The 19,545-nt window shown below is 60.4% G+C and carries 30 protein-coding genes; 2 read left to right on the top strand and 28 right to left on the bottom strand.

What is annotated here, in order from left to right; all coding sequences use genetic code 11:
- Positions 1 to 137 precede the first annotated feature (137 nt).
- On the bottom strand, positions 138 to 1,526 hold the full coding sequence (locus KUV72_RS16075) for an MFS transporter (RefSeq protein WP_222239067.1): 1,389 nt from the start codon (positions 1,524 to 1,526) through the stop codon (positions 138 to 140).
- A gap of 185 nt (positions 1,527 to 1,711) precedes the next feature.
- On the opposite strand from KUV72_RS16075, the gene uvrA reads away from it, so the two are divergent.
- A complete protein-coding gene (uvrA, locus tag KUV72_RS16070; RefSeq protein WP_206944180.1) occupies positions 1,712 to 4,582 on the top strand; it encodes an excinuclease ABC subunit UvrA in 2,871 nt (956 codons plus the stop codon).
- Between the two features lie 127 nt (positions 4,583 to 4,709).
- Positions 4,710 to 6,092 carry a PD-(D/E)XK nuclease family protein gene (locus KUV72_RS16065; RefSeq protein WP_222239066.1) on the top strand — a complete coding sequence of 461 codons (1,383 nt, stop codon included), beginning with the start codon at positions 4,710 to 4,712 and terminating at the stop codon, positions 6,090 to 6,092.
- 38 nt (positions 6,093 to 6,130) lie between these two features.
- On the opposite strand, the gene KUV72_RS16060 is transcribed toward KUV72_RS16065, so the two are convergent.
- The 27 genes from KUV72_RS16060 to rplD form a co-directional block, all read right to left on the bottom strand.
- Positions 6,131 to 6,667, bottom strand: coding sequence for a lysozyme inhibitor LprI family protein (locus KUV72_RS16060; RefSeq protein ID WP_222239065.1), 537 nt, complete (start codon positions 6,665 to 6,667; stop codon positions 6,131 to 6,133).
- A gap of 236 nt (positions 6,668 to 6,903) precedes the next feature.
- Positions 6,904 to 7,293, bottom strand: coding sequence for a 50S ribosomal protein L17 (gene rplQ, locus KUV72_RS16055; protein WP_206944185.1), 390 nt, complete (start codon positions 7,291 to 7,293; stop codon positions 6,904 to 6,906).
- 39 nt (positions 7,294 to 7,332) lie between these two features.
- The gene (locus KUV72_RS16050) at positions 7,333 to 8,331 is read right to left on the bottom strand and encodes a DNA-directed RNA polymerase subunit alpha (RefSeq protein WP_108133880.1); all 999 of its coding nucleotides are present in this window, start codon (positions 8,329 to 8,331) and stop codon (positions 7,333 to 7,335) included.
- An 80-nt stretch (positions 8,332 to 8,411) separates the two neighbouring features.
- Positions 8,412 to 9,032, bottom strand: coding sequence for a 30S ribosomal protein S4 (gene rpsD / locus KUV72_RS16045; protein WP_206944186.1), 621 nt, complete (start codon positions 9,030 to 9,032; stop codon positions 8,412 to 8,414).
- A gap of 12 nt (positions 9,033 to 9,044) precedes the next feature.
- Complete coding sequence (gene rpsK / locus KUV72_RS16040) at positions 9,045 to 9,431, bottom strand: 30S ribosomal protein S11 (RefSeq protein ID WP_013331014.1); 387 nt, start codon at positions 9,429 to 9,431, stop codon at positions 9,045 to 9,047.
- A gap of 39 nt (positions 9,432 to 9,470) precedes the next feature.
- Entirely contained in the window at positions 9,471 to 9,827 is a 357-nt protein-coding gene (rpsM, locus tag KUV72_RS16035; RefSeq protein WP_206944187.1) for a 30S ribosomal protein S13, read from the bottom strand.
- A 122-nt stretch (positions 9,828 to 9,949) separates the two neighbouring features.
- A complete protein-coding gene (gene rpmJ / locus KUV72_RS16030) occupies positions 9,950 to 10,063 on the bottom strand; it encodes a 50S ribosomal protein L36 (protein ID WP_008959154.1) in 114 nt (37 codons plus the stop codon).
- A 50-nt stretch (positions 10,064 to 10,113) separates the two neighbouring features.
- Positions 10,114 to 11,445, bottom strand: a complete 1,332-nt coding sequence (gene secY, locus KUV72_RS16025; RefSeq protein ID WP_206944188.1) for a preprotein translocase subunit SecY — start codon at positions 11,443 to 11,445, stop codon at positions 10,114 to 10,116.
- Complete coding sequence (gene rplO, locus KUV72_RS16020) at positions 11,446 to 11,880, bottom strand: 50S ribosomal protein L15 (protein ID WP_206944189.1); 435 nt, start codon at positions 11,878 to 11,880, stop codon at positions 11,446 to 11,448.
- Positions 11,881 to 11,883: 3 nt separating this feature from the next.
- On the bottom strand, positions 11,884 to 12,066 hold the full coding sequence (gene rpmD / locus KUV72_RS16015; protein ID WP_045990844.1) for a 50S ribosomal protein L30: 183 nt from the start codon (positions 12,064 to 12,066) through the stop codon (positions 11,884 to 11,886).
- 6 nt (positions 12,067 to 12,072) lie between these two features.
- Positions 12,073 to 12,573, bottom strand: a complete 501-nt coding sequence (gene rpsE / locus KUV72_RS16010; RefSeq protein WP_206944190.1) for a 30S ribosomal protein S5 — start codon at positions 12,571 to 12,573, stop codon at positions 12,073 to 12,075.
- Between the two features lie 11 nt (positions 12,574 to 12,584).
- Positions 12,585 to 12,935 (bottom strand): 50S ribosomal protein L18, encoded by a 351-nt coding sequence (rplR, locus tag KUV72_RS16005; protein WP_206944192.1) that lies wholly within the window; start codon positions 12,933 to 12,935, stop codon positions 12,585 to 12,587.
- 9 nt (positions 12,936 to 12,944) lie between these two features.
- A complete protein-coding gene (gene rplF / locus KUV72_RS16000; protein ID WP_206944194.1) occupies positions 12,945 to 13,475 on the bottom strand; it encodes a 50S ribosomal protein L6 in 531 nt (176 codons plus the stop codon).
- A gap of 9 nt (positions 13,476 to 13,484) precedes the next feature.
- Positions 13,485 to 13,877 (bottom strand): 30S ribosomal protein S8, encoded by a 393-nt coding sequence (gene rpsH / locus KUV72_RS15995; RefSeq protein ID WP_045990848.1) that lies wholly within the window; start codon positions 13,875 to 13,877, stop codon positions 13,485 to 13,487.
- A 32-nt stretch (positions 13,878 to 13,909) separates the two neighbouring features.
- The gene (gene rpsN, locus KUV72_RS15990; RefSeq protein ID WP_206944196.1) at positions 13,910 to 14,215 is read right to left on the bottom strand and encodes a 30S ribosomal protein S14; all 306 of its coding nucleotides are present in this window, start codon (positions 14,213 to 14,215) and stop codon (positions 13,910 to 13,912) included.
- Between the two features lie 10 nt (positions 14,216 to 14,225).
- A complete protein-coding gene (gene rplE, locus KUV72_RS15985) occupies positions 14,226 to 14,765 on the bottom strand; it encodes a 50S ribosomal protein L5 (RefSeq protein ID WP_045990850.1) in 540 nt (179 codons plus the stop codon).
- Between the two features lie 18 nt (positions 14,766 to 14,783).
- Positions 14,784 to 15,101: a 50S ribosomal protein L24 gene (rplX, locus tag KUV72_RS15980; protein ID WP_206944198.1), complete on the bottom strand. Its 318-nt coding sequence runs from the start codon at positions 15,099 to 15,101 to the stop codon at positions 14,784 to 14,786.
- 14 nt (positions 15,102 to 15,115) lie between these two features.
- Positions 15,116 to 15,487 carry a 50S ribosomal protein L14 gene (gene rplN / locus KUV72_RS15975; RefSeq protein ID WP_146803726.1) on the bottom strand — a complete coding sequence of 124 codons (372 nt, stop codon included), beginning with the start codon at positions 15,485 to 15,487 and terminating at the stop codon, positions 15,116 to 15,118.
- A 48-nt stretch (positions 15,488 to 15,535) separates the two neighbouring features.
- Positions 15,536 to 15,796 carry a 30S ribosomal protein S17 gene (rpsQ, locus tag KUV72_RS15970; RefSeq protein ID WP_045990852.1) on the bottom strand — a complete coding sequence of 87 codons (261 nt, stop codon included), beginning with the start codon at positions 15,794 to 15,796 and terminating at the stop codon, positions 15,536 to 15,538.
- A 1-nt stretch (position 15,797) separates the two neighbouring features.
- Entirely contained in the window at positions 15,798 to 15,989 is a 192-nt protein-coding gene (rpmC, locus tag KUV72_RS15965) for a 50S ribosomal protein L29 (protein WP_035596360.1), read from the bottom strand.
- Complete coding sequence (gene rplP, locus KUV72_RS15960) at positions 15,989 to 16,402, bottom strand: 50S ribosomal protein L16 (RefSeq protein WP_045990854.1); 414 nt, start codon at positions 16,400 to 16,402, stop codon at positions 15,989 to 15,991. The genes rpmC and rplP overlap by 1 nt, the downstream gene beginning before the upstream one ends.
- Positions 16,403 to 16,417: 15 nt before the next feature.
- A complete protein-coding gene (gene rpsC / locus KUV72_RS15955) occupies positions 16,418 to 17,116 on the bottom strand; it encodes a 30S ribosomal protein S3 (protein WP_045990855.1) in 699 nt (232 codons plus the stop codon).
- A gap of 11 nt (positions 17,117 to 17,127) precedes the next feature.
- Complete coding sequence (gene rplV / locus KUV72_RS15950; RefSeq protein ID WP_016856415.1) at positions 17,128 to 17,460, bottom strand: 50S ribosomal protein L22; 333 nt, start codon at positions 17,458 to 17,460, stop codon at positions 17,128 to 17,130.
- A gap of 18 nt (positions 17,461 to 17,478) precedes the next feature.
- A complete protein-coding gene (gene rpsS / locus KUV72_RS15945) occupies positions 17,479 to 17,754 on the bottom strand; it encodes a 30S ribosomal protein S19 (protein ID WP_045990857.1) in 276 nt (91 codons plus the stop codon).
- Positions 17,755 to 17,787: 33 nt separating this feature from the next.
- Positions 17,788 to 18,618, bottom strand: coding sequence for a 50S ribosomal protein L2 (gene rplB / locus KUV72_RS15940; protein WP_206944200.1), 831 nt, complete (start codon positions 18,616 to 18,618; stop codon positions 17,788 to 17,790).
- Between the two features lie 17 nt (positions 18,619 to 18,635).
- Positions 18,636 to 18,932, bottom strand: coding sequence for a 50S ribosomal protein L23 (rplW, locus tag KUV72_RS15935; protein WP_206944202.1), 297 nt, complete (start codon positions 18,930 to 18,932; stop codon positions 18,636 to 18,638).
- A complete protein-coding gene (rplD, locus tag KUV72_RS15930) occupies positions 18,929 to 19,537 on the bottom strand; it encodes a 50S ribosomal protein L4 (protein WP_206944205.1) in 609 nt (202 codons plus the stop codon). Before rplD ends, rplW begins: the two co-directional genes overlap by 4 nt.
- Positions 19,538 to 19,545 lie beyond the last annotated feature (8 nt).

Genomic DNA, 19,545 nt, shown 5'->3' with positions numbered 1-19,545 from the left:
GCTACTATACGCGAGATCACAACAGTTGGCCGCTACATCGAGCGCCCCGGCATGACCTGACCCCGCCAGGCGTTGATCGCGTACGTCTATCCCGCGGGCACTGGCGCCACCCATGCCTCTTGCCGCCATCTGCCTGGTCAGGGCGTCGACTGGCGCGACGTGCGGGTCAGCCGTTCCAGCGCCTCGGTATCGAGCCGTGTGCGGTCGACCTTCAAGTAAGCCAGCCGTTCTTCCGGCACCACCAATACGTCCTCGACCCCGGCGACGGCGGCGAAGCGTGCCATCAGACTGTCGAGCGTATCGCGTTCGACGTCTTCGGCCAGGGCCACGACCTCGCTGGACAGGTGACGCGGTGCACGCATGCCGAGCATCAGCAGGAACCAGCCAAGCCCCAACAGAGCCGCTCCGAGAAATACCGCCGATAGCCCGAACTGCTGGGCCAGAAAGCCCCCCAATACACCGCCGAGGAAAGCGCCCAGGAACTGGCTGGTGGAATAGACACCCATGGCCGTGCCCTTGGCACCGGCAGGCGCCAGCTTGCTGATCATCGACGGCAGCGTCGCCTCAAGCAGGTTGAAGGCCGTAAAGAAGGCCAACAGCCAGGCGCACAGCGCCGCCAGGCCGGTGCCCGACAGGCCGAGGCCTAACAGGCTAAGCGTGATGGTGGCGATAGCGCCGAGGCACATCAGCTTCATCTTGCGTTTCTTCTCGGCCACGATGACCAGCGGCACCATGGCCACAAAGGACAGCCCCATCACCAGCAGATAGACCAGCCCATGGTGTGCCTCGACGATCCCGGCATCCACCAGGCGAAACGGCACCGCGGTGAAGATGGCCATCAGGATCAGGTGCAGGCTGAAGATCGAGGCGTCCATGCGCCACAGGTCGAGGCGGCCAAGAATACTGGCCAGCTGACCACGATCCAGGCCCACGTCTCGGTGACCGCGACGCCGCGGCGCCGGAGGCACCAGCTTCCACAGCACGACCAACCCCAGCAGCGCCAGCAGGGCGGTGAAGTAGAACACTCCCGCCAGACCAAACCGGCTGGCCACCAGCGGCCCCAGCACCATCGCCACGCCGAAGGCCACCCCGATCGACAGCCCGATGGTCGCCATGGCCGCCGTGCGCACCTGTTCCCGGGTCTGGTCGGCCAGCAATGCCATGATGGCCGCCGCCACCGCACCGCTGCCCTGCAGGCTGCGGCCCACGATCATCATGGCGATGGAGTCTGCCTGAGCAGCAATCACGCTGCCGATGGCAAACAGCCCCAGGCCAGCGGCGATGACCGGCTTGCGGCCAAGGCGATCCGACAGCAGTCCAAACGGGATCTGCAGCACGGCCTGGGTCAGCCCGTAGACGCCGAGCGCCAGTCCCACCAGCAGCGGCGTGGCGCCAGCCAGGTGATCAGCATTCAGGGCAAGCACAGGCAAGACCATGAAGAGTCCCAGCATGCGCGTGGCGTAGAGCCCCGCCAGACCGACGATGGCACGCCGTTCGGAGGCTAACAGAAGTCGGGCCTTGGACATGAAAAAGATACCGGCGTTGAAGACGGGGCCAGGCCCCGGAGATGGACCGCACATTCTAGCGCCTGCGAGCGGTGCAGAAAATGCCGCGCTCAAGGTCATTTCACAGGCGACTTTTCGACCGCGACTTTGCCGGTGGGGAGGCGGGCCACGTATAATCGGCCTTTTGCCGCGTCCTCGAGGTGGGAATGGACAAGATTCTGGTCAGGGGTGCACGCACCCACAACCTCAAGCAGATCGACGTCGAACTACCCCGTGACAAGCTGATCGTGGTCACCGGACTGTCCGGTTCCGGCAAGTCGTCGCTGGCCTTCGACACCTTGTACGCCGAAGGCCAGCGACGCTACGTGGAGTCGCTGTCCACCTATGCGCGTCAGTTTCTGTCGATGATGGAAAAGCCTGACGTTGACCACATCGAGGGGCTGTCTCCAGCGATTTCCATCGAGCAGAAATCCACCTCGCACAACCCCCGCTCGACCGTCGGTACGATCACCGAGATCTATGACTACCTGCGCCTGCTGTTCGCACGGGCTGGCACCCCCCGCTGCCCGGAGCATGGGGAGGATCTGGAGGCGCAGACCATTTCGCAGATGGTCGACCAGGTCATGGCGCTACCGGAGGGCAGCAAGCTGATGCTGCTGGCTCCGGTCGTCAGCGGACGCAAGGGTGAGCACCTGCAGCTGCTGGCCGAGCTGCGCTCACAAGGTTTCGTGCGCGCCATGATCGACGGCCAGGTGGTGGAACTCGATGACGTCCGCCCGCTGGAGAAGAACCGCAAGCACGACATCAGCGTGGTCGTTGACCGCATCAAGGTGCGCGAGGGCCTGGAGCAGCGCCTGGCCGAGTCCTTCGAGACCGCCCTTGGCCTGGCCGACGGCACTGCCATGATTCATTTCATGGACGGTGAGCAGGAGGATATGGCCTTCTCGTCGCGCTTTGCCTGCCCGGTGTGTGGCTACTCCATCGCCGAGCTAGAGCCGCGGATGTTTTCCTTTAACAACCCGGCCGGCGCCTGCCCCACCTGCGACGGACTCGGGGTCCAGCAGTTCTTCGATCCCGACAAGCTGATCAGCCACCCGGAACTGTCGCTGGCCGAGGGCGTGATCAAGGGCTGGGACCGGCGCAGCGTCTACTACTTCAACCAGTTGAAGGCGGTCGCCGACCACTACCGTTTCACGCTGGAAACCCCGTGGAACGAACTGGCGCGCCACGAGCGGGAAGTGATCCTCAACGGCAGCGGCAAGGACGACATTGCCTTCACCTACGTCAATGATCGTGGCAAGAAGGTTACCAGGGAGCACCCTTTCGAAGGGGTGCTGCCCAATATGCAGCGACGCTATCGGGAAACCGAGTCCAGCATGGTGCGCGAAGATCTCGCCCGCTATATCGCCGTGCAGCCCTGCCGTACCTGCGAGGGCTCACGCCTGCGCAAGGAAGCGCGTCACGTGTTCGTCGATGGCACCACGCTACCCCAGGTCGTGCGCTTGCCGATCGGCGATGCCCAGCGCTACTTCAGCGAGCTGAGCCTGCCCGGACGCAAGGGCGAGATCGCCGAAAAAATCCTGGCAGAGATCTCGGCGCGGCTGGAGTTTCTGGTCAATGTCGGCCTGGATTATCTCAACCTCGAGCGCAGCGCAGAGACCCTGTCCGGCGGCGAGGCACAGCGCATTCGCCTGGCCAGCCAGATTGGCGCGGGTCTGGTGGGCGTCATGTATATCCTCGATGAGCCCTCCATCGGCCTGCACCAGCGCGATAACGATCGCCTGCTGAAAACCCTGGAGCGTCTGCGCGACCTGGGCAACACGGTGATCGTGGTCGAACACGACGAGGACGCCATCCGCGCCGCCGACCATGTGCTCGACATTGGCCCCGGCGCCGGCGTCCACGGCGGCGAAATCGTCGCAGAGGGCACCCCGGAAGAGGTCATGGCCAATGAGGCCTCGCTGACCGGCCAGTACCTGTCCGGCACCCGCGCCATCGAGGTTCCCCCCTGGCGCATTCCCGGTAACCCGGAAAAGACGCTCAAGCTGACCGGCGCGACCGGCAACAACCTGCAGGACGTCACCCTGGAGCTTCCGCTGGGGCTTTTCGTGTGCGTTACCGGGGTCTCTGGCTCGGGCAAGTCGACGCTGATCAACTCGACGTTGATGCCGATCGCCGCCCGCGAGCTGAACAAGGCCACGACCCTGACGCCGTCGCCCTACAAGAGCATTGAGGGGCTCGATCAGCTCGACAAGATCATCGACATTGACCAGAGTCCGATCGGTCGCACGCCGCGCTCCAACCCGGCGACCTACACCGGCATCTTCACCCCCATCCGTGAGCTGTTCGCGGGCACTCAGGAAGCCCGTTCACGGGGCTACAAGCCGGGGCGTTTCTCGTTCAACGTCAAGGGGGGCCGCTGTGAGGCCTGCCAGGGCGAGGGCATGATCAAGGTCGAGATGCACTTCCTTCCGGATATCTATGTGCCCTGCGATGTCTGCAAGGGCAAGCGCTACAACCGCGAGACCCTGGATATCCACTACAAGGGCAAGACCATCGATGAAGTGCTGGAGATGACGGTGGAGGAAGCCCTGGAGTTCTTCAGCCCGGTGCCCGCCATCGCACGCCGTCTGCAGACCCTGGTCGACGTCGGCCTGACCTACATTCGCCTGGGTCAGAGCGCCACCACCCTGTCCGGCGGCGAGGCCCAGCGGGTCAAGCTGGCCCGGGAACTGGCCAAGAGGGATACCGGCAAGACCCTGTATATTCTCGATGAGCCCACGACGGGCCTGCACTTCGAGGATATCCGCCAGCTGCTGACGGTGCTCCACCGCTTGCGCGATCACGGCAATACCGTAGTCGTCATCGAGCACAACCTGGACGTGATCAAGACCGCCGATTGGTTGATCGATCTGGGGCCTGAAGGTGGCTCCGGCGGAGGTCGGATCATCGCCGAAGGCACGCCAGAGCAGCTTGCAAACATGGAGATCTCCCACACCGGGCGTTTCCTCAAGCCACTGCTCGAACGTGCGCCCTCCACCTCTCGCAAGGATGACAAGGCCACCGCAACGGCCTGAGAGATCGCCCAGGAGCCCGCTGCTCACCTGGTGAGCAGCGGATGCTAGACCCAAGGGGAAGGCCACGGCCTTCCCCTTGTCGTATTGGTGCGCGCCCTGGCGGCAGAACACTGGAGGAAGAACATAAGTGCAGCCCATCCCTACTTCAGTGCTCACCTGCTGGATACCAAGCATCAGCGCCAAGCGGTGTCGTCGCAGCGCTCTCAACGGCAATCTCCGCTATCATCACACGGCTGTTTATCGGAATCTCGCTACGAAAAGGCTTGCCATGCAGAACAACTTAAAGAGGCCATCAGTCACTGATGGGCATAGCGCGCTCGAGGTGCTGTTCGACAAAATGGAGCGACTGCCCGCGCCAACGCCGCCAGAGCTCAACCTGTTTTCAAGTGCAGGGCCAGGACACCATGAGAACCGCCTGTCCGATCTGATGGCAATCTTCATGGGTAGTCATGAAGGAGCGCCAACCTGGCTAGCCAAGGCCCTGGTAGCGTGCCTGCTCCATAAGGGCGCCTTCCACGAAGACCTCCAAGATGAACTCCTTGTTCGCACAGACTGGGAGAGTATCTCCGTTGAGCGCGAAGTTCCGTCACCTGACATATGGAATGGCAATGACAAACGGCTCGACTTGGTCATCTTGGGTGAAAGCTTCGTCATAGGCGTCGAGCACAAAGTCTGGGCCTCCGCATCCGACAATCCTTTCCCCTCCTACACCAAATTGATCGACTCCTATCATCAGCTCCACCGGGTCCGTTGCGTGCTGAGCCCACTATCCCAACGGACAGATGTCCCTGACGACTGGATCTGCGTCTCTTACGACGAACTTATTACCGTGGCTCGAGAGCGATTCGGTCAAGAAATTGCCCACCACACCTTTACCAAGTGGCAGGTCTTCTATCAGGAGCTGCTGCAGCACATGCACAACATTGCGCACCAGGAAAAAGCCATGATCATGGACGACAAGGAACTGACATTTGCCCTCAAACACTTTGCTCAACTCAAGCAGGCATCAGAGAAATTCCATTTGCTGGAGGCTGAGCTGCGTCAGCAGTGCATGCGTCAGCTGACTGCGACCCTTGAGGTGGCAGAATCAGACATCATCAAAACAACGAACAGCTGGAGTGATGGCGAAGAAAAGGTCCTGCGGTTCTCCTTGGCGCGCTGGGAGGGACAGAACAACCAGGCCTGTCTCGTTTACTACCCCTGCTCTGAGTCTGACGCTGGCGATAGCGAAAGTATCGGCTTCTACGTTAGGGGCTACATCGACCGCCAAGCGACATCGGCGGACCTAGACAGTCTTGCCGCGGAATTCACGAGCACTATTCCGGACACCAAGAGCGATGCCTGGTCGTTCTACCGCGACAAGAAAACGCCAGGCTTTTGGTTTGAAAGCAACCAGCGCTATCTGGCCCTCGATGCCTGGCCACATCCTTATACCCGAGAAGGCGCCTTGGAGGCTCTAGGTGATCTCGCACTTTGGATCGATCAGCGCATCAGTGACAGCGCCAGCTGACTCAAAGACAGCTCGCCGGTCAACGACAAGCCCTACGCCTACATATTGCCCTCATGCAGGACACCCTTGAGCGTCAACGCGCGGCGCGCGGTTTCTTCAAGCACGCATGACGCGGCGACCACATTGCGAATGGTGCCGCCCTGGTAGCGGGCGTAGGCATAGCCACACTCGGCGTCGCGAAAGGCAATCCAGGCGCGCTGCACATCCCTGAGCGCTTCCGCGCGAGAGATACCGAGTTCCGGCCACTCCTGATCCTGCTCGCGCATACTATCCCGCAACTCCAGGTACTGCGCGTTCAACAGATCGTCCCAGACCTCGGTCTCGGCCTGAAGGCAAGCGACAATCCCCAGGGTCGTGCTACCGCCGTCGCTCTCCTGGCAAAGGTTTGCAGCCTCTGCGATGCAGCTGCCGGCCCCCTCCTGACCCATCTGCACAAAGCACTCACGCACGCTGGCAGCGTCGACCGAGAGGGATGATGGCCTGAGCTCTTCCTTCTCATCTAACTGTGCTGCCTGTGTCTGTGGCCCGACTATGACCGACAACAGCACGAGGAGCGATATTAGCCTCTGCCACATCTGATTAAACTCCTTCCCCGAAACCTTGTGCCTGACTGACATCATAGGGGAAGCCAGGAGGGCCAGGCATGGCAAGACTCTACCGTCGTCGTCATTGCTCGTTACAGGCATTCATCGTCAGCAGAGTTTTACTTAATAAACAGGCACTTGTGATAGCGAAGTGCAGACAAAAAAAACCGCCACCCTGAACACTCAGGGTGGCGGTTTCGCGTCGTGTTGAAGCGCTGTCGAAAGGATTACTCCTCGCCGACGGCCTCTTCTTCAGCGACGGGACGATCGACCAACTCGACGAAGGCCATGGGGGCGTTGTCGCCGGTGCGGAAGCCGCACTTGAGAATACGGACGTAACCGCCCGGACGCTCGACGTAACGCGGACCCAGCTCGTTGAAGAGCTTGCCGACTGCTTCTTTGGAGCGAGTACGGCTGAAGGCCAGACGACGGTTAGCGACGCTGTCTTCCTTCGCCAGGGTAATGAGCGGCTCGATATGACGACGCAGCTCTTTTGCCTTGGGAAGGGTTGTCTTGATCACTTCGTGCTCGACCAGCGACACGCTCATGTTGCGGAACATGGCCTGGCGGTGCGAGCTGGTACGATTGAGGTGACGACCACTCTTACGATGACGCATGGTTGTGATTCCTTACCAAACTGGGACTCGAGCCGACGCTTAGGCGGTGGCCTTGTCGTCCTTCAGGCTAGCCGGCGGCCAATTTTCAAGCCGCATGCCAAGGGACAGACCACGAGCAGCCAACACGTCCTTGATCTCGTTCAAGGATTTCTTGCCGAGGTTCGGGGTCTTCAACAGCTCAACTTCAGTACGCTGAATCAGATCACCGATGTAATAGATATTCTCGGCCTTCAGGCAGTTGGCGCTACGAACGGTCAACTCGAGATCGTCTACGGGGCGCAGCAGGATCGGATCGATGTGATCCTCTTCCTCGACCACTTCCTGTTCCTTGTCGGCTTCCAGATCGACAAACGCTGCCAGCTGCTCTTGCAGGATGGTCGCGCTGCGACGGATGGCCTCTTCCGGATCCAGGGTGCCGTCGGTTTCCAGGTTGATGATCAGCTTATCGAGGTCGGTACGCTGTTCAACACGAGCGGCTTCGACGCTGTAGGAAACGCGGCGCACGGGGCTGAAGGTCGCATCCAGCTGCAGACGGCCGATGGCGCGTGTTTCGTCGTCGGCTTCGCTGCGGACATCCGCAGGCTCATAGCCGCGACCACGGGCCACCTTGAGCTGCATCTTGAGCTCGGCGCCTTCATTGACGTGGGCGATGACGTGCTCGGGGTTGACCACTTCGACGTCGTGATCGACGGCGATGTCACCAGCGGTGACGACGGCCGGGCCCTGCTTGTTCAGCGAGAGCATCGCCTCGTCGCGGCTGTGCATCTTGATCGCCACGTCTTTGAGGTTCAGGAGGATTTCGATGACATCTTCCTGGACGCCCTCGATCGCGCTGTACTCATGGTCGACGCCTGCGATCTCGGTTTCCACCACGGCACAGCCGGGCATGGACGAGAGCAGGATACGACGCAGAGCATTGCCCAGCGTGTGGCCGAAGCCACGCTCGAACGGCTCGAGCACGATCTTTGCGTGGTGTGCGCTGATCTCTTCGACCTTGATGTCGCGAGGACGGAGAAACTCTGTCACTGAACGCTGCATATGAACACCTTTCAGGCTGCCAAACGAATACTCGGTAATGATCGCCGCCCTCCCGAGGGAGGGCGGCGCGGACTGGCCGTTTACTTCGAGTACAGCTCGACGATCAGTTGCTCGTTGATGTCGGCAGTCAGGTCACCGCGCTCGGGCAGGGCCTTGAAGGTGCCTTCCATCTTCTTGGCGTCGAGTTCGATCCAGGCCACATCGCCACGGTTGGCAGCGATGGTCAGGGCGTTTTGGATACGCGCCTGCTGCTTGGCCTTTTCACGAACGGATACCACGTCGCCGGGCTTGACCTGGTAGGAGGCCACGTTGACGGTCTTGCCGTTAACGGCAATCGCCTTGTGGCTCACCAGCTGACGAGCCTCGGAGCGAGTGGCGCCAAAGCCCATGCGGTAGACGACGTTGTCCAGTCGGGACTCAAGCAGCTGCAGCAACAACTCACCGGTCGCACCCTTCAGACGGGCGGCTTCCTTGTAGTAGTTGCGGAACTGCTTTTCGAGTACGCCATACATGCGACGTACTTTCTGCTTCTCGCGAAGCTGCAAGCCGTAGTCGGAAAGACGCTGACGGCGCTGGCCGTGCACACCCGGAATCTGCTCGGATTTGCACTTCTTCTCGAAGGGAGTGACACCGCTCTTGAGGAAGAGGTCGGTACCTTCCCGGCGAGACAGTTTGCACTTAGGTCCAATGTAACGAGCCATGAATCTGTCTCCTTAAACGCGGCGTTTCTTCGGCGGACGGCAGCCATTGTGGGGAATGGGCGTCGCGTCGGTGATGCTTTGCACGCGGAAGCCGGCGGCGTTGAGCGCGCGCACGGCGGATTCACGGCCAGGACCGGGGCCCTTGACCAGCACGTCGACGTTTTTCACACCATACTCGGCTGCAGCGGTCGCTGCACGCTCGCTTGCTACTTGAGCAGCGAACGGGGTGCTCTTGCGAGAACCACGAAAACCCGAACCACCGGCTGTCGCCCAGGAAAGAGCGTTGCCCTGGCGGTCTGTGATCGTAATGATCGTGTTGTTAAAAGAGGCGTGGATATGCGCAACCGCATCCACTACCTGCTTTTTAACCTTTTTACGGTTGCTACGCGGGTTAGCCATGTTGATGTCAATTCCTGTCTTTACGCCAGAACGTGCGTGTTATTTGCGGATCGGCTTACGCGGTCCCTTACGGGTACGCGCGTTAGTCTTGGTGCGCTGACCGCGCATCGGAAGACTACGACGATGACGCAGACCACGATAGCAACCCAGGTCCATGAGACGCTTGATGTTCAGCGTCACATCACGACGAAGGTCGCCTTCAACGGTATACTTGCCGACTTCACTACGCAGGTTGTCGATCTCTTCAGATGACAGGTCCTGGATTTTGGTGGTCGGCGCGATGCCGGTCGCTTCACAGATTTCCTGTGCGCGAGTGCGGCCAATCCCGAAGATGTAGGTCAGCGAGATCGCCGCATGCTTGTTGTCCGGGATATTGACGCCTGCAATACGGGCCATCAGCTTACTCCGAAATTTGAGCGGCTTGCTCGGTTAATCAACTACAAAAGGCGCAATAGCATACCCCCTTCCCATCAAAAGGGCAAGGGGTATGCCAGCACCCGGTTCAATTCAGCCCAGGATCAACCCTGGCGCTGCTTGTGCCGCGGCTCGCTGCAGATGACGCGCACGGCGCCATTGCGACGAATGATCTTGCAATTGCGGCACATTTTCTTGACGGAAGCTCGAACTTTCATCGTTCTCTCCAATATCGGCTTGCGGCGTGCCAAATCGGCCTGCGGCGCGTTTAGCGCATGATGCCGCCGCTACCGTAGCCTTTCAGGTTGGACTTCTTCATCACCGACTCATACTGGTGCGACATGAGGTGCGACTGCACCTGGGCCATGAAGTCCATGATGACCACGACCACGATCAGAAGCGAGGTACCGCCAAAGAAGAACGGCACGTTCCACGCTACGATCAGGAACTGGGGCATCAGGGAAACCGCAGTGATGTAGAGAGCGCCGAACAAAGTCAGACGAGTCATGACCTTGTCGACATAACGAGCGGTTTGCTCGCCAGGACGAATCCCCGGCAGGAAAGCACCCGACTTCTTGAGGTTGTCGGCTACGTCCTTGGGGTTGAAGACCAGCGCTGTGTAAAAGAAGCAGAAGAATACCACCGCCGCCGCGAAAAGCAAGATATACAGGGGCTGACCAGGGGCCAACGCCTGGGACGCGCGCTGCAACCACTCCATGCCATCACCGGCACCTACCCACTGACCGAGGGAGGCCGGGAACAGCAGGATACTCGAGGCAAAGATGGCCGGGATAACGCCCGCCATGTTGACCTTGAGCGGAAGGTAGCTGCTCTGTCCTGCGTACATCTTGTTGCCGACCTGGCGGCGCGGGTAGTTCACCGTAATCCGGCGCTGACCGCGTTCGATGAACACGACAAACGCCACGGTGGCGATACCCAGAAGGCTCAACGCCAACAGCGGCAACACATTCCACGCGCCCTCGTTGCGGGCAAGCTCGAAGGCTTGCGCCACAGCGCCAGGCAGGCCGGCGACGATACCCGCGAAGATCAGCAACGAGATACCGTTGCCAATACCCTTCTCGGTAATCTGCTCACCCAGCCACATCAGGAACACCGCGCCACACACGAAGGTGATGATCGCGGTGAAATAGAAGCTGAGATCGGCCGTGTAGGCAATGCCTTGGCTGGCCAGGCCCACCGACATACCGGTGGCCTGAACCAGGGCCAGCACCACCGTGCCGTAGCGCGTGTACTGGCTGATCTTGCGGCGGCCGCCCTCGCCTTCCTTCTTCAACTGCTCAAGGTGAGGCGAGACGGCAGTCAGGAGCTGCATGATGATCGACGCCGAGATGTACGGCATGATGCCGAGGGCGAGGATACTCATGCGCTCCAGGGCACCGCCCGAGAACATGTTGAACATGCCCAGGATGGTGCCCTGCTGCTCCCTGAACAAGGCAGCAAGCTGGTCAGGATTGATACCGGGAACGGGGATGTGGGCACCGATACGGTAGACCACGATGGCGAGGAGCACGAAGCGCAGACGCGCCCACAGTTCACTCAGACCGCTGCCCATCGCCGGCATGTTTCCTGACTTGGCCATTTAGTCCTCTACCTTGCCACCGGCGGCTTCGATCGCTGCGCGGGCACCTTTGGTGACCCGCAGACCGCGAACGGTAACCGCCTTGTTCAGATCGCCGGAAAGGATCACTTTCGCATGCTGCGTAGCGTCCTTCAGCACATTGGCTTCCTTGAGGCTTTCCAGAGTGACTTCGTCACCCGCGACCTTGGCCAGTTCGGCCAGGCGGACTTCCTCGGAAACCAGTGATTTGGCGGAGGTAAAGCCAAACTTCGGCAGACGACGCTGCAGGGGCATCTGACCGCCCTCGAAGCCGGGCTTGACGCTGCCACCGCTGCGCGACTTCTGGCCCTTGTGGCCACGGCCGCCGGTCTTGCCCAGACCGGAGCCGATGCCACGACCGACGCGCTTTTCAGCGTGCTTGGAGCCCGGTGCCGGGCTCAGGCTGTTAAGTTTCATGGATTACTCTCCCTCAACACGCACAAGGTAGTTGACCTTGTGGATCATGCCGCGGACGGCAGGGGTGTCTTCCAGTTCAACCGTGTGACCGATGCGGCGCAGGCCGAGGCCCTTCATGGTGGCCTTGTGCTTGGCCAACGTGCCGATGGTGCTGCGGGTCTGGGTAACCTTGATCGTAGCTGCCATGGTCTATTACCCCGTGATCGCTTCGACTGAGAGACCGCGCTTGGCGGCCACGTCTTCCGGCGACTGCATGGAAGCCAGGCCATTCACGGTCGCGCGGACCACGTTCACCGGATTGGTGGAGCCATAGCACTTGGCCAGGACGTTATGCACGCCGGCCAGTTCCAGCACGGAGCGCATGGCGCCGCCGGCGATGATACCAGTACCGTCGGAAGCCGGCTGCATGTACACCTTGGAGGCGCCATGACGAGCCTTGACCGGATACTGGAGTGTGCCGCCGACCAGGTTCACCTTGACCATGTTGCGACGCGCCTGGTCCATCGCCTTCTGAATCGCGACCGGCACTTCACGCGCCTTGCCACGGCCGAAGCCAACACGACCGTTTCCGTCACCGACGACAGTCAGAGCGGTGAAGCCGAAAATACGGCCACCCTTGACCACCTTGGCGACACGGTTGACCTGCACGAGCTTTTCTTGCAGATCGCCGTTTTGCTGTTCGTTCTTCGCCATCGTAAAACCCTTTAGAATTCCAGGCCGCCTTCACGAGCGGCGTCGGCCAGGGCCTTCACACGACCGTGGTACTTGAAGCCAGCGCGGTCGAAGGCCACCTGGGTGATGCCCGCTTCCTTGGCGCGCTCAGCGATCAGCGCACCAACTTTGGCTGCGGCGTCTGCGTTGCCGGTTGCACCTTCGCGCAGGCTCTTGTCCAGCGTGGAAGCGCTGGCCAGGACCTTGCCACCATCCGGCGAGATAATCTGCGCGTAGATGTGACGCGGGGTACGGTTGACGCACAGGCGAGACACGCCCAGCTCGCGGATCTTGGCGCGAGCGCGGCGGGCACGACGGAGACGAGATTCTTTCTTCGCGTTCATAACCCTGCCTTACTTCTTCTTGGCTTCTTTACGGCGGACCTGCTCATCCGCGTAACGCACACCCTTGCCCTTATAGGGCTCGGGCGGACGGAAGGCGCGGATTTCCGCTGCGACCTGGCCGAGCTTCTGCTTGTCCGCGCTCTTCAGCACGATGACGGTGTTCTTCGGCGTTTCCGCAGAGACACCCTCAGGCAGGGCATAATCGACCGGGTGAGAGAAGCCCAGTGTCAGGTTAAGCGTCTGGCCTTTCGCTTGAGCGCGATAACCGACGCCGATGATTTCGAGGGTCTTGGTAAAGCCCTCGGACACGCCGGTGACCAGGTTCTGAACCAGGGCACGGGTGGTGCCGACCATGGCCCAGCTCTTAGCGGATTCGCTCGGCTGGAAGGTCAGCTGGCCGTCTTCCTGCGCGATCACGACATCGCCGTGAACGGGCATGGAGAGGGTGCCCTGACCGCCCTTGGCGGTCAGCGTGGCGTCGTCGATCTTGACCTCGACGCCAGCGGGCACTTTAACCGGATATTTGGCTACGCGGGACATTCCAAACTCCTAGAATACGGTGCAGAGGACTTCGCCGCCGACACCAGCCTGACGCGCGGCACGATCGGTCATCACACCCTTGGAGGTAGTGACGATCGCGACACCCAGGCCATCGGCGACCTTCGGCAGCGCATCCTTGCCCTTGTAACTACGCAGGGACGGCTTGGAAACCCGCTGCAGATGCTCGATGACCGGCTTGCCTTCGAAGTACTTCAGGCTGACGGTCAGCTCGGGCTTGGCTGATTCGCTCACGGCGAAGTCAGTGATGTAACCCTCTTCTTTCAGCACGCGGGCCACTTCAACCTTGATCTTGGAGGACGGCATGGTGACCGTCTCCTTGGTGGCCTGCTGCGCATTGCGGATACGGGTAAACATATCCGCCAGAGTGTCTTGCATGCTCATTTAACTTGCGCTCCTGATGATTCTACGTGGCGTTACCAGCTGGACTTCTTGAGTCCGGGCACGTCGCCACGCATGGCGGCTTCACGCAGCTTGTTACGGCCGAGGCCGAACTTGTTGTAGTAGCCGTGCGGACGGCCAGTCACGCGGCAGCGGTTACGCTGACGCACGGGGCTGGAGTCACGCGGCAGCGACTGCAACTTCAGCTGCGCATCGAAGCGCTCCTCATCGGAGCTGTTCACGTCCTGGATGATCGCCTTGAGCTCGGCACGCTTGGCAGCATACTTCTCAACCAGTTGCGCGCGCTTCTGCTCACGCTCAATCATGCTCTTCTTTGCCATGATCCCACCCTTATTTCTTGAACGGGAAGTTCAATGCGCTCAAGAGCGCACGACCTTCGTCATCGGTGTTGGCAGTGGTGGTGATGGTGACATCCAGACCACGAATCCGGTCGATCTTATCATATTCGATCTCCGGGAAGATGATCTGCTCACGCACCCCCATGCTGTAGTTGCCACGACCGTCGAAGGACTTCGGGTTGAGACCACGGAAGTCACGAACGCGGGGGATCGCGATATTCACCAGGCGATCGAGGAAGTCCCACATACGCTCACTGCGCAGTGTGACCTTCACGCCGATCGGCCAGCCTTCACGCACCTTGAAGCCCGCGATGGACTTGCGTGCCTTGGTGACCATCGGCTTTTGACCGGAGAGCTTCTCCAGGTCACCGACGGCCGCATCGATCAGCTTTTTATCGCTGGTCGCTTCGCCGATACCCATGTTCAGGGTCACCTTGGTGATCCTGGGTACCTGCATAACGTTGGCGTAGCTAAACTGCTCTTTGAGTTGAGCCACCACCTCGTTTTGATAACGTTCTTTCAAGTTCGCCATTTTGCTACCCGACTCGCGTTAGGCGTCGATCTGCGCTTGCGTCGACTTGTAGATACGTACCTTGGTACCGTCTTCCTTGATCTGGAAGCCGACGCGATCCGCCTTACCGGTCTCCTGATTGAAGATGGCTACGTTGGACGCGTGAATCGGAGCCTCGCGCTCGACGATACCGCCCTGATTGCCGGCCATGGGGTTCGGCTTGGTGTGACGCTTGATCATGTTCACACCCGCTACCACGAAACGGTCGTCCTGGAGGACGCGCTTCACAGTACCGCGCTTACCCTTGTCCTTGCCGGCGATGACGATCACTTCATCATCACGTTTGATCTTTTGCATGTCGCCTCGCTCCCTTACAGCACTTCAGGCGCTAAGGAAATGATCTTCATGAACTTCTCAGTACGAAGTTCACGCGTCACCGGCCCGAAGATACGGGTACCGATCGGCTGTTCGTTGGTGTTGTTCAACAACACAGCCGCATTTCCATCGAAGCGAATCAGCGAACCGTCGCTGCGACGGACGCCACTGCGGGTACGGACAACCACCGCCTTCAGCACTTGGCCTTTCTTGACCTTGCCGCGCGGAATGGCTTCCTTCACCGTGACCTTGATGACATCACCAACGCGAGCGTAGCGGCGGTGTGAACCACCCAGCACCTTGATGCACTGCACCCGGCGCGCTCCGCTGTTGTCGGCGACATCCAGCATTGTCTGAGTCTGAATCATCGGTTTTCTCCAAACCTAAACTGACTGCACGAGGTTAAGGCCGTGGCCTTAACCCTTGGCCTGTTCGACGACCTCGACCAGGGTCCAGGCCTTCTTCTTGGACAGCGGACGGCATTCCTGAATGGATACCGTATCGCCGGCCTTGGCCTGATTGGTCTCGTCGTGGGCGTGCAGCTTGGTGGAGCGCTTAACGTATTTGCCGTAGATCGGGTGGCGCTCACGACGCTCGATCATGACGACGATGGACTTGTCCATCTTGTCGCTCACCACCTTGCCGGTGAGCGTACGGGCTTTTTTCTCTTCGGCCATCTCAGACACCTGCCTTCTCGTTGAGCACAGTCTTCACGCGGGCGATATCCCGACGAACCTGCTTGAGCAGATGAGTCTGGCTCAGTTGGCCGGTGGCCTTCTGCATGCGCAGGTTGAACTGCTCGCGGAGGAGTTCGAGGAGCTGCTCCTGGAGCTGCTCGGCGGACTTTTCACGAATTTCCTGGGCTTTCATCACATCACCGTCCGTTTCACAAAGGTGGTGGAGACCGGGAACTTCTGAGCGGCCAGAGCGAAGGCTTCGCGTGCCAGCTCTTCAGAAACACCTTCGATCTCGTAAAGGACACGACCGGGCTGGATCTGAGCGACCCAGTACTCGACGGAGCCCTTACCTTTACCCATCCGGACTTCCAGAGGCTTCTTGGAAATCGGCTTATCCGGGAAGACGCGGATCCAGATCTTGCCGCCACGCTTGACGTGACGAGTGATCGCACGACGACCAGCTTCGATCTGACGGGCGGTGACGCGGCCGCGGCCGGTGGCCTTCAGGCCGAATTCGCCGAAGCTCACTTTGCTTCCGCGATGCGCCAGGCCACGGTTGCGGCCCTTTTGCACCTTGCGGAATTTTGTACGCTTGGGTTGTAACATCGAATCGCTCTCCCCTTACCTGGAACCTTTCTTCTTGGAGGGCGCTGCCTGGCTTTGCTTAGCCTTGGCGCGGACCTCTTCGATGCCCCCGAGGATTTCACCCTTGAAGACCCAGACCTTGACACCGATGATGCCGTAGGTGGTCTTGGCTTCGTAGGTGGCGTAATCGATGTCCGCACGCAGGGTATGCAGCGGAACACGACCTTCGCGGTACCACTCGGTGCGGGCAATTTCCGCGCCGCCGAGGCGACCGGAGAGCTGCACCTTGATGCCGCCGGCGCCCAGACGCATGGCGTTCTGGACAGCGCGCTTCATGGCGCGACGGAACATGACGCGGCGCTCAAGCTGACCGGCAATGTTCTGCGCGACGAGCTGGGCATCCAGCTCAGGCTTGCGAACTTCCTCGATGTTGACGTGAACGGGCACGCCCATCATCTCGGTGACGTCGCGACGCAGGCGATCGACATCTTCGCCCTTCTTGCCAATCACGATGCCCGGACGGGCAGTGTGAATGGTGATGCGTGCGTTGTTCGCGGGACGCTCGATGGTGATCTTGCTGACAGAGGCGTTCTTCAAACGCTCTTCCAGGAAGCTACGAACCGCGAGGTCGTTGTTCAGCTTGTCGGCATAGGCGCCGCGCTCGGCGTACCAGACAGAGGTATGGTCTTTGACGATACCCAGTCGGATGCCTGTCGGATTGACTTTCTGACCCATCTGGTCGACTCCTACTTCTCGGCTACCTTGACGGTGATGTGGCAAGTGCGCTTCAGAATGCGATCCGCACGGCCCTTGGCGCGCGGACGGATGCGCTTGAGCGTCATGCCCTCATCGACGCAGATGGTCGAGACACGCAGCTCGTCGATGTCCATGCCGTTATTTTCTTCCGCATTCGCGATGGCGGACTGCAGCACCTTCTTGACCAGCTTGGCCGCCTTCTTCGGGGAGAAGGTCAGCAGGTCGAGTGCTTCGGCGACAGGCTTACCGCGCACCTGATCAGCCACCAAACGGGCCTTCTGGGCGGATAAACTGGCGCCACGCAGCTTTGCTGTGACTTCCATCTCTTAATCCTCTCTGGCTTACCGTTTGGCTTTCTTGTCCGCCGCATGGCCGCGATAGGTGCGGGTAGCAGCGAATTCGCCCAGCTTGTGGCCAACCATTTCCTCGGAAACATGCACCGGGACGTGTTGGCGACCGTTATGGACTGCAATGGTGAGCCCGACCATGTTGGGCAGGACCATTGAACGACGCGACCAGGTCTTGATCGGTTTGCGATCGTTCTTTTCCGCTGCAGTCTCAACCTTTTTCAGCAGATGAAGGTCGACGAAAGGACCTTTCTTCAGTGAACGTGGCACAGCCGTTACCTCTTAATGTCTTGGCGTGGGATCTTAACCGCGAGCCTTACGGCGGCGGACGATCAGCTTGTCGGTGCGCTTGTTCTTGCGGGTCTTGTATCCCTTGGTGGGCATACCCCACGGGGACACCGGATGACGACCACCGCTGGTGCGGCCTTCACCACCACCGTGCGGGTGATCCACCGGGTTCATCGCGACACCGCGAACGGTCGGGCGCACACCTCTCCAGCGCTTCGCACCGGCCTTGCCAAGTTGACGCAGGCTGTGCTCGGAATTGCTCACCTCACCCAGGGTCGCGCGGCACTCTGACAGCACCTTGCGCATTTCGCCGGAGCGAAGACGCAGAGTGGCGTAGTTACCTTCACGAGCCACCAGCTGGGCGCTGGTACCGGCGCTGCGTGCAATCTGAGCACCCTTGCCAGGCTTCAGTTCGATGCAGTGCACCGTGGAACCCAGCGGGATGTTGCGCAGCGGCAGTGCGTTACCCTTCTTGATCGGCGCATTGACGCCGGACTCGAGGCGGTCACCAGCACTCACGCCCTTGGGGGCAATGATGTAACGACGCTCACCGTCGAGGTACTTCAGCAGTGCGATGTGGGCGCTGCGGTTCGGGTCATGCTCCAGACGCTCAACAATGGCCGGAACGCCATCCTTGGTGCGCTTGAAGTCAATGATCCGGTAATGGTTGCGATGACCACCGCCAACGTGGCGAGTAGTGATGCGACCATTGTTGTTACGACCACCGGACTTGGACTGCTTTTCGAGCAGCGGCGCGTAGGCGCGGCCCTTGTACAGCTCTTCACCAACAATCTTGACGACGTGGCGACGACCGGCGGATGTGGGTTTTGTCTTGACGATTGCCATGATCCGTACTCCTGCCTTTACTCGGCGCCAGAGAAGTCTTCAAGCGTCTCGCCGGCGGCCAGTGTCACGTACGCCTTGCGATAACCCTTGCGCATACCAACACCATGCGCGGTGCGCTTGGTCTTGCCCTTCACGTTCAGCACAGAAACGCGATCGACTTTCTTGCCGAACAGCTGCTGAACGGCAGCCTTGATCTCGGGCTTGGTTGCGTCACTCGCCACCTTGAACACGTACTGGTTACGCTCGGCGGCCATGGCGGCCTTCTCGGTCACGTGGGGACCAAGCAGAACCTTGAATACACGCTCCTGGTTCATGCCAGCTTCTCCTCAAATTTGCGCAGTGCGGAGACGGTAGCCAGGACCTTGTCGAAGGCGACCAGGCTGACCGGGTCGGCGGCGGCGACGTCCACTACATCCACGTTGGGGATGTTGCGGGCGGCCAGGTACAGGTTCTCGTCAACTTCTTCGGTGACGATCAGCACCTTTTCCAGGCCCAGGTCGGAAAGCTTGGCGACCAGCTGCTTGGTTTTCGGTGACTCGACAGAAAAGGCGTCAACGGCAACAAGGCGTTCCTGACGGACCAGCTCGGACAGAATCGAGCGCATGGCCGCACGGTACATCTTGCGGTTGACCTTCTGGGAGTGGTCCTGCGGACGAGCCGCGAAGGTCACACCACCGGTGCGCCAGATCGGCGAACGGATGGTACCGGCGCGAGCGCGACCGGTGCCCTTCTGGCGCCACGGCTTCTTGCCGCCGCCACGGACGTCGGAACGGTTCTTCTGGGCGCGGGTACCCTGGCGACCACCAGCCAGATAGGCAGTGACGACCTGATGCACGAGCGCTTCGTTGAATTCTTTGCCAAAGGTAGCGTCGGACAGTTCAACAGTCCCAGCGCTTGCACCTGCAAGATTCAGATTCATTGGAAAGT

The sequence above is a fragment of the Halomonas sp. DP4Y7-1 genome (assembly GCF_019800705.1).
Classification (GTDB): Bacteria; Pseudomonadota; Gammaproteobacteria; order Pseudomonadales; family Halomonadaceae; genus Halomonas; species Halomonas litopenaei_A.
This window is presented reverse-complemented; position numbering and strand designations above follow the sequence as displayed.

Excerpts from the sequence above, each read along its gene's own strand:
- KUV72_RS16075 (WP_222239067.1), bottom strand. The coding sequence starts at position 1,526 with ATGTCCAAGGCCCGACTTCTGTTAGCCTCCGAACGGCGTGCCATCGTC.
- uvrA (WP_206944180.1), top strand. The coding sequence starts at position 1,712 with ATGGACAAGATTCTGGTCAGGGGTGCACGCACCCACAACCTCAAGCAG.
- KUV72_RS16060 (WP_222239065.1), bottom strand. The coding sequence starts at position 6,667 with ATGTGGCAGAGGCTAATATCGCTCCTCGTGCTGTTGTCGGTCATAGTC.
- rplQ (WP_206944185.1), bottom strand. The coding sequence starts at position 7,293 with ATGCGTCATCGTAAGAGTGGTCGTCACCTCAATCGTACCAGCTCGCAC.
- KUV72_RS16050 (WP_108133880.1), bottom strand. The coding sequence starts at position 8,331 with ATGCAGCGTTCAGTGACAGAGTTTCTCCGTCCTCGCGACATCAAGGTC.
- rpsD (WP_206944186.1), bottom strand. The coding sequence starts at position 9,032 with ATGGCTCGTTACATTGGACCTAAGTGCAAACTGTCTCGCCGGGAAGGT.
- rpsK (WP_013331014.1), bottom strand. The coding sequence starts at position 9,431 with ATGGCTAACCCGCGTAGCAACCGTAAAAAGGTTAAAAAGCAGGTAGTG.
- rpsM (WP_206944187.1), bottom strand. The coding sequence starts at position 9,827 with ATGGCCCGTATTGCAGGCGTCAATATCCCGGACAACAAGCATGCGGCG.
- rpmJ (WP_008959154.1), bottom strand. The coding sequence starts at position 10,063 with ATGAAAGTTCGAGCTTCCGTCAAGAAAATGTGCCGCAATTGCAAGATC.
- secY (WP_206944188.1), bottom strand. The coding sequence starts at position 11,445 with ATGGCCAAGTCAGGAAACATGCCGGCGATGGGCAGCGGTCTGAGTGAA.
- rplO (WP_206944189.1), bottom strand. The coding sequence starts at position 11,880 with ATGAAACTTAACAGCCTGAGCCCGGCACCGGGCTCCAAGCACGCTGAA.
- rpmD (WP_045990844.1), bottom strand. The coding sequence starts at position 12,066 with ATGGCAGCTACGATCAAGGTTACCCAGACCCGCAGCACCATCGGCACG.
- rpsE (WP_206944190.1), bottom strand. The coding sequence starts at position 12,573 with ATGGCGAAGAACGAACAGCAAAACGGCGATCTGCAAGAAAAGCTCGTG.
- rplR (WP_206944192.1), bottom strand. The coding sequence starts at position 12,935 with ATGAACGCGAAGAAAGAATCTCGTCTCCGTCGTGCCCGCCGCGCTCGC.
- rplF (WP_206944194.1), bottom strand. The coding sequence starts at position 13,475 with ATGTCCCGCGTAGCCAAATATCCGGTTAAAGTGCCCGCTGGCGTCGAG.
- rpsH (WP_045990848.1), bottom strand. The coding sequence starts at position 13,877 with ATGAGCATGCAAGACACTCTGGCGGATATGTTTACCCGTATCCGCAAT.
- rpsN (WP_206944196.1), bottom strand. The coding sequence starts at position 14,215 with ATGGCAAAGAAGAGCATGATTGAGCGTGAGCAGAAGCGCGCGCAACTG.
- rplE (WP_045990850.1), bottom strand. The coding sequence starts at position 14,765 with ATGGCGAACTTGAAAGAACGTTATCAAAACGAGGTGGTGGCTCAACTC.
- rplX (WP_206944198.1), bottom strand. The coding sequence starts at position 15,101 with ATGCAAAAGATCAAACGTGATGATGAAGTGATCGTCATCGCCGGCAAG.
- rplN (WP_146803726.1), bottom strand. The coding sequence starts at position 15,487 with ATGATTCAGACTCAGACAATGCTGGATGTCGCCGACAACAGCGGAGCG.
- rpsQ (WP_045990852.1), bottom strand. The coding sequence starts at position 15,796 with ATGGCCGAAGAGAAAAAAGCCCGTACGCTCACCGGCAAGGTGGTGAGC.
- rpmC (WP_035596360.1), bottom strand. The coding sequence starts at position 15,989 with ATGAAAGCCCAGGAAATTCGTGAAAAGTCCGCCGAGCAGCTCCAGGAG.
- rplP (WP_045990854.1), bottom strand. The coding sequence starts at position 16,402 with ATGTTACAACCCAAGCGTACAAAATTCCGCAAGGTGCAAAAGGGCCGC.
- rpsC (WP_045990855.1), bottom strand. The coding sequence starts at position 17,116 with ATGGGTCAGAAAGTCAATCCGACAGGCATCCGACTGGGTATCGTCAAA.
- rplV (WP_016856415.1), bottom strand. The coding sequence starts at position 17,460 with ATGGAAGTCACAGCAAAGCTGCGTGGCGCCAGTTTATCCGCCCAGAAG.
- rplB (WP_206944200.1), bottom strand. The coding sequence starts at position 18,618 with ATGGCAATCGTCAAGACAAAACCCACATCCGCCGGTCGTCGCCACGTC.
- rplW (WP_206944202.1), bottom strand. The coding sequence starts at position 18,932 with ATGAACCAGGAGCGTGTATTCAAGGTTCTGCTTGGTCCCCACGTGACC.
- rplD (WP_206944205.1), bottom strand. The coding sequence starts at position 19,537 with ATGAATCTGAATCTTGCAGGTGCAAGCGCTGGGACTGTTGAACTGTCC.